General features: G+C 55.8%; 4 protein-coding genes. 1 reads left to right on the forward strand and 3 read right to left on the reverse strand.

Features of this window, described 5'->3' with window-relative positions:
• Window positions 1–13: 13 nt before the first annotated feature.
• The 3 genes from AC097W_RS14985 to AC097W_RS14995 all read right to left on the reverse strand — a co-directional run bounded on the left by AC097W_RS14985 (window position 14) and on the right by AC097W_RS14995 (window position 5,097).
• Complete coding sequence (locus tag AC097W_RS14985) at window positions 14–871, reverse strand: KilA-N domain-containing protein (RefSeq protein WP_479603406.1); 858 nt, start codon at window positions 869–871, stop codon at window positions 14–16.
• 147 nt (window positions 872–1,018) lie between these two features.
• Window positions 1,019–3,529, reverse strand: coding sequence for a type I restriction-modification system subunit M (locus AC097W_RS14990; protein ID WP_479603407.1), 2,511 nt, complete (start codon window positions 3,527–3,529; stop codon window positions 1,019–1,021).
• Window positions 3,530–3,903: 374 nt separating this feature from the next.
• The gene (locus AC097W_RS14995) at window positions 3,904–5,097 is read right to left on the reverse strand and encodes an acyltransferase family protein (protein ID WP_479603408.1); all 1,194 of its coding nucleotides are present in this window, start codon (window positions 5,095–5,097) and stop codon (window positions 3,904–3,906) included.
• A gap of 369 nt (window positions 5,098–5,466) precedes the next feature.
• Between AC097W_RS14995 and AC097W_RS15000 the strand changes: the two genes are divergently transcribed.
• On the forward strand, window positions 5,467–5,760 hold the full coding sequence (locus tag AC097W_RS15000) for a VRR-NUC domain-containing protein (RefSeq protein WP_479603409.1): 294 nt from the start codon (window positions 5,467–5,469) through the stop codon (window positions 5,758–5,760).
• Window positions 5,761–6,206: the final 446 nt, after the last annotated feature.

Here is a 6,206-nt window from a genome sequence, read left to right on the forward strand (position 1 = left end):
ATTCATAGCGCATTCAAACTTCATCCAAGGCCCCTTTGTCCAGCCCGAGCCCCAGCGGGCGCGTTGCAAGATGGACCGTGAGGCTTTGCAACTGGCGGATGGCGTTCTGGTTGAGCTTTTGCAGGCGCTCCGGTTGAGTCAGTCCCATGTGAATGAATTCGGCGTTCAGGCTTTCCAGGTTGGACAGCACCAAGAGCTGGGTCACATCGGCTTCATCGCGCATATTGCCTTTTGGCTCCGGATGGGCCTCGCGCCACTGTTTGGCGGTCTGGCCAAACAGCGCCATGTTGAGCACATCGGCTTCACTGGCGTAGGTGAACCGCGCTTGCTCCGGGGTGATGGCGGCAGGGATCAGGTGCGCCCGGATGGCATCGGTGTGGATACGGTAGTTGAGTTTGGACAGGCTGCGGCTCAGGTTCCAGTCCAGCGAGAGGCGGCGGCTTTCGTCGTCTTTGAGTCGCTGGAATTCTTTGATGAGGTAGAGCTTGAATTCCGGACTTAGCCAGGAGCCGAACTCAAAGGCGAGGTCTTTGTGGGCGTAAGTGCCGCCACCGTAACGCCCCGCGCGCGACTGGATTCCTATGGCCTGGGTCGCATCGATCCACTTTTTGGGTGTGAGGTGAAAGCTGTTCAGGCCCGCTTCCTTTTTAAAGGTCTCGAATTCGCCACCTTTAAAAACCGGGTTGTGTATTTGTTCCCAAATGCCCAAAAATTCCAGCGTGTTGCGGTTGCGCATCCAACTGTAAATAAGGGTGTCATCCCCAAATTTTTTGCTCATCTCCGTCAGCGAAATGAAATCATCCTCCCGCTGCGACAGGATGGTGATGGCTGTGCCTTGCACGCTGATGGTGGATTTTTTGTCTTTGCTCATGGCTTTAATTGTGGCGAAGTCGCCATAGTAAGGAACGTACCCCAATAAGTGAGAAGCCTTCTGACATATTGGCAAATCGGCCTCTAGCCCAGATAGAACGTGCGCAAGCAGCTACTAAAAAAATAGCAAATCCAGCATCTCCACGGCTCAATTCCATACAGCCCCCATGCGCTTGAGGTGTTCGTCCACCCGGGCGGCGAGCGTGGCCACCTCGGCGGTGAGCTCGGGGAGCGGTGTGGCGTAGCGTTCGGCCAGCTCGCGGATGCGGCCGGTGAGGGTTTGCGACACGCGGTCCAGCTCGCCCTGCACGGCGCTGGCCAGGTGGGCCATCCATTTGTCGTCCACCACCAGGGTTTTGATCTCCGCCTCGGTGAGTGTGGGGTATTTGGCGTCGATCTTTGCGTCCAACGCCTCTTGTGCGGCTTTGAGTTGGGTTTTGGTGGTGGCTTGCTGGTCCAGCACGGCGGAATAGGCGGTGAGCACTTTGCGCTCGTCGGCGTAGTCTGCGTCTTTGGCTGTCTCCTTCAGCCGCGCCTTAACGGCTTTGGCGCTGATTTTTTGTTTGTCACCTTCGCCCTCTATCACCTCGGCCAACAGGCCGTCTTCGCCGCTGTGTTCTTCCAGCATTTCGTCCAGTTGCTGCTCCAGCGTGGCCAGCAGGTTGTCTAGCGCGTCAATGGCGGCGCACTCGGGGGCGAAGTATTTGGCAACCAAAATGCTGGCGGGCAGCAGGTCGGACTTGAAGCGGCGTTTGCCTTTGAGGTAGTCGTGCGGCTCGGGCCAGACAAGTTTGTTGTTTTTGTCTTTGACCTGTTTCACTTCTCGCGGCTGCGCACCTTGCACCCAGCCGTCTGCGGCAATCAGGTAGGTGTCGTCTTGCAGGGTGTTGGCCCAGTAGTCCATCAGGTGCTGGTAGATGTCGTAGGCATCAAGCAGCTTGGCGCTCTTGAAAGTGGTGAGCAGTGCCTCGGCGGTGGCCTCGATCAGCGCCTTGGGGTGGCCGTCTTTGCCAAATGCGGTGAATTGCTGGGTGGCTGCGCTGCGCCACTGGGCAAAGAGCTGGGTGGCGGTTTGGTTGAAGGCGGTGAATTCGGCATGGCCAAAGATGGCGGGCTTGACCTCGGGCAGCGGCAGCGCAAGGTTGGCATAGCCGGGGCGACCTGCGGACGCAAAAAGGGTGGCGCGCACACCGGGCAGCACTTGCCAGTAGGCGGCCAGGGCGTTGTCGGGGCCGTCCAGGTCGCGGGTGGGGATGCCACCGCGCAGGTGGCCGTCAATGTCTTGCAGGTCCTCAGCAGCGGTGCTGTCGATATAGCGCGGCAGGTTGAGGTTGTAGTCGTTCTTGGGATCGGCAATCTCGCTCACCGGAACCATGCGGGCGTATTTGGGGTTGGCCCCAATCAGCCGGGTGAAGGTGTCCACAATTTTGTGGATGTCTTGCTCGCGCAAGCGGTTTTTGTTGCCATCTTTGATGAAGGCTTTGGACGCATCAACCATGAAGATGCCAGCGCGGGCGTTGGCGTTTTCTTTGTCCAGCACCAAGATACAGGCCGGTATGCCGGTGCCATAAAACAGGTTGGCAGGCAGGCCGATAATGCCTTTGAGGATGCCGGAGCGCACCAGTTGCTCCCGTATCACTGCCTCGGCATTGCCGCGAAACAGCACGCCGTGGGGCAAGATGCAGGCCGCTTTGCCGCTGCCGCTTTTCATGCTGCGGATGATGTGCAGCAGGTAGGCGTAGTCGCCCTGTTTGGTGGGGGGCACGCCCCAAGTGAAGCGCTTGAATTTATCGTCTTTCCCGCTGTCACTCAAAGTGAGTCCGGTACTCCAGCTTTTGTCGGAGAACGGAGGATTGGCGACCACGTAGTCGTAGGTGCGCAGTTGCTCCCCACCTAGAAATTTGGGCGCAGCCAGCGTGTTGCCCGAGAGGATGTTGGCGGTGGGGAAGTCGTGCAAGATCATGTTCATGCGCGCCAGGCCCGCCGTGGTCACGTCTTTCTCTTGCCCCTCCAGCGTAATGTGCTTGCCTGCTTCGGCGGCTACCTTGAGCAAGAGCGAGCCAGAGCCGCAGCTGGGGTCGTAGGCAGTGGTGGACGCCACAGTGTTGCCGGGCGCAATGCCGATAACCTTGGCAATGATGCGGCTGACCTCGGAAGGGGTGTAAAACTGGCCTTTGCTCTTGCCGCTCTCGCTGGCAAAGTGGCGCATCAGAAACTCATAGGCATCGCCCAGAATGTCGTCATGCTCGGCGCGGTTTTGCGAGAAGTCGAGCACCGGGTTTTGAAAGATGCCAATCAGGTTGCTCAGGCGCTCCACCAGCGCCGGGCCTTCGCCCAACTTTTCGGGGTCGTTGAAGTTGGGGAAGTCGCTGCGGGCCAGGCGCGCGTTGGCGTCAATCAGGGGCTGGATGATCTGGGTGTTGATCTTGTCGCCAATGTCGCTCTTGCCCTTGAGGGCAATCATGTCGGTAAAGCTGGCCCCCGGGGGAATGGTGACCGGCGGGGCAAAGTCGTCGCTGTTGCCATATTTGTCGCTGATGTATTTGATGAACAGCAGGAACAGCACATAGTCTTTGTACTGGCTGGCATCCATGCCGCCGCGCAGCTCGTTGCAGGAGGCCCAGAGGGAGGAATAGAGGTCGGATTTCTTGATTGCCATGGAATTCTTGTGGGTTGCCCTGGTGCCTTGCGGCACATGGGAAGAAGCTTAACACTGCCACCCTGTAGCTGATAGCTCTGCCCGCCATGCTGCCCGCAACCATCGCTTCAGCGCTAACCAGTTCGCTAACCTCAGTCGCGCTTACTCGCATTCCAGTGGAAACCTCGCGCTGGAAAGCGACACCTTCATTGCGTTCAATGGGGGCACTCATTCGGAGTACCTCCGCCACATAGACGCGCCGGAACCACAGCGCACCCCGTACCCCTGCCCGGCAGCAATACAGGATTTGCAGGTGAAGTGGTGCCCATAGTTCGCAACCGCCAATTCTTTACACGTACCGGGATTGGGAGATTGCGAGAAATGCTTTCAGAGTGTCAAACGGAGCCACTTCTTACATTCGATTTGACTGCCCCAACTTGCGTCATTACGAATCGTCTGACCCTTGGCGTGTTTCGTTCAAAAAGCCACCAAATCAGCAATGCGGCGACTAGCAAGGCGATCAAAATGCCCGAATATGCCATCCAGGCGCTAGCCGTCGGCTGCAGACTTGCGTCATGAAAAAAGTAAGCCGCAATAAGCAGCACCATCGGAAAGTGCGACAGATAAAGTGAAAAAGATATATCTGACAGACTTCGTGAAAGCACCTTAATCAATCGGTCATCGGAAGAAACCCATCCCTCAGATCTTGAGGATGCCTGAAGCGCACACAACAAGAATATTCCAACGGTCAAGCCTAAAACCCAGTCGCCCCACGGTAGTGCCCATGCTTGAGTTGCAGACCACCTGGAAAACCCGATTCCAAATGCTAAACCAAACAGTGAAAGCGCCCACAAAAAACGCGGCTGCACCGTCAAGTGAATCGAGCGATTTAGAAAATAAATCAGTGCGCCTAGCGCCCATACCAAAAATCCCCAACGAATTTCTATCGGCAAGATCGCCAGAATTGCAATCAACACAACTAACCCCACAGCCCTTCGGGCAGTTCCATATCCACTGATAGAGCCAATCGATAACCAAGCCAACGGAAACATGATGTAGTACCAAAATTCGTTAGCAAGACTCCACAGTGGACCGTTAGATCCGAAAACCGGGACAAAAATGGTTTGAATGAAAACTAGATTTCCCAAAAAGGTCTGCCACGTTGCAGAGTAGTGACCTGCTGAAGGTGCAGAGTGCCATTTTCCGGCATAGGCACCTGTCAGGACGTCATTTGCAACCTGACTCGTGAGGCTATCAATAACAAGCGTAATCAAAAGGCAAGGCACCAATACAACCCACAACCGGCATAGTCTGGCAACAAGGTAATCAGGCCACCTAAATCGTGTCCCTGCCGAAATAACAGACCCGCCAACTAAGTACCCACTTAGAACAAAAAAAACCATTACAGATTGATGTCCCAATCCAGTTATGCCATACAGCACCATTTGAATCACGCTATGGTCATGTGCATTAGCCCAATCAACAAGCATAGCGTTGCGCAGGTGACCTGCACAAACCAATAGCGCAGCGACACCCCGCATCCAGTCAAGCACATACACATGCCGTTTTTCATTCTTTTCATTAAACACACAAATCCCGACATATTGACATTCGTCATCCCTTTGCCGACGAATCGATTGTTAAAGTTGGCAACTGATCAAGAATAACTTTGCTTTATTACAGTCGAGAGTCCAATTGAACTGATGAGCGCGGCAAACAGGTCTAGGCAGGAGCCAGCTTTTTTTGTGTCACATGTGACAGCTTTGCCATTGCACACTATTTCACGTAGATCGTCGGTCAATCGGCTGGAATGTGCCACATGCAATTGACCGTTGGGTTTGGGTGTGACTGTCAGACCCGCATCATCGGCGCACGTCAACGATGCTTTGAACGTGCGCAATCATCAGAAGTCCTCCCCGTCGTCGGCGTCATCAAGGACATCAACAAGTTCGCGCTCGATGATGACACCTTCCGCACAGGTGGCAACGTTGCCACTTGCCACGGCATCCACCGGTTTGGCGCTGGCGGATTGCCCTGACGTGCTGGGCCAGTTGACTGATGGCCGCCTGCTGGGGGTAGAGGTCAAGGCACCCAAGGGCAAGCTACAACCAGAACAGGCCGTGATGATGGAGCGCATCCGTTCGGGCGGTGGCGTGGCTTTTGTGGCGCGTGACCTGCGCGATGTTCACCACGAACTATACCCACCCGAGTCAAAGGCAGCCATTGCAGAGGTGGCGCGTGCATCACTGTGAGCACTCACACAACACCATGAGTTAACAAAAGTTAACAGGGTTAACAGGGTTAACACCCAAACCGTGCATTGCAGCCATTTGGCTCTGAGGCACAAATGCCGCCTGCTGTAGTGGTGCGCTGGTACGCAGAGAGGTACGCACTGAAGCCGAGGTTTGCTGGACGTGATACAGGCTTTGAGGGCACACCCTGCCGTGTCCTGGTGCGAACGGATGAACAGCGGGGCCGCCCGTGTCGGTGGCCGCTTCATTCGGTTTGGTTTCACTGGTTCAATGCCTGCCTCGGCAAGCCGCTCACCGTACCGAATGGACACGTACTGGGCGGATTCAACGTAAGCGCGCGGCAAACCCATCTTGTTGGAGGCGGCAATAGTTGGGAGCATGGTGTCCACTTCAATAAGGTGGACACGTGCACACTTCAGTCATTCAATTACCCGGTGCTGGCCGGC

It is taken from the genome of Rhodoferax sp. GT1R46 (assembly GCF_056521285.1).

What these genes read in the sequence shown, in the direction of transcription:
- AC097W_RS14985 (WP_479603406.1), bottom strand. Translation starts at nt 871, where the DNA reads ATGAGCAAAGACAAAAAATCCACCATCAGCGTGCAAGGCACAGCCATC.
- AC097W_RS14990 (WP_479603407.1), bottom strand. Translation starts at nt 3,529, where the DNA reads ATGGCAATCAAGAAATCCGACCTCTATTCCTCCCTCTGGGCCTCCTGC.
- AC097W_RS15000 (WP_479603409.1), top strand. Translation starts at nt 5,467, where the DNA reads ATGATGACACCTTCCGCACAGGTGGCAACGTTGCCACTTGCCACGGCA.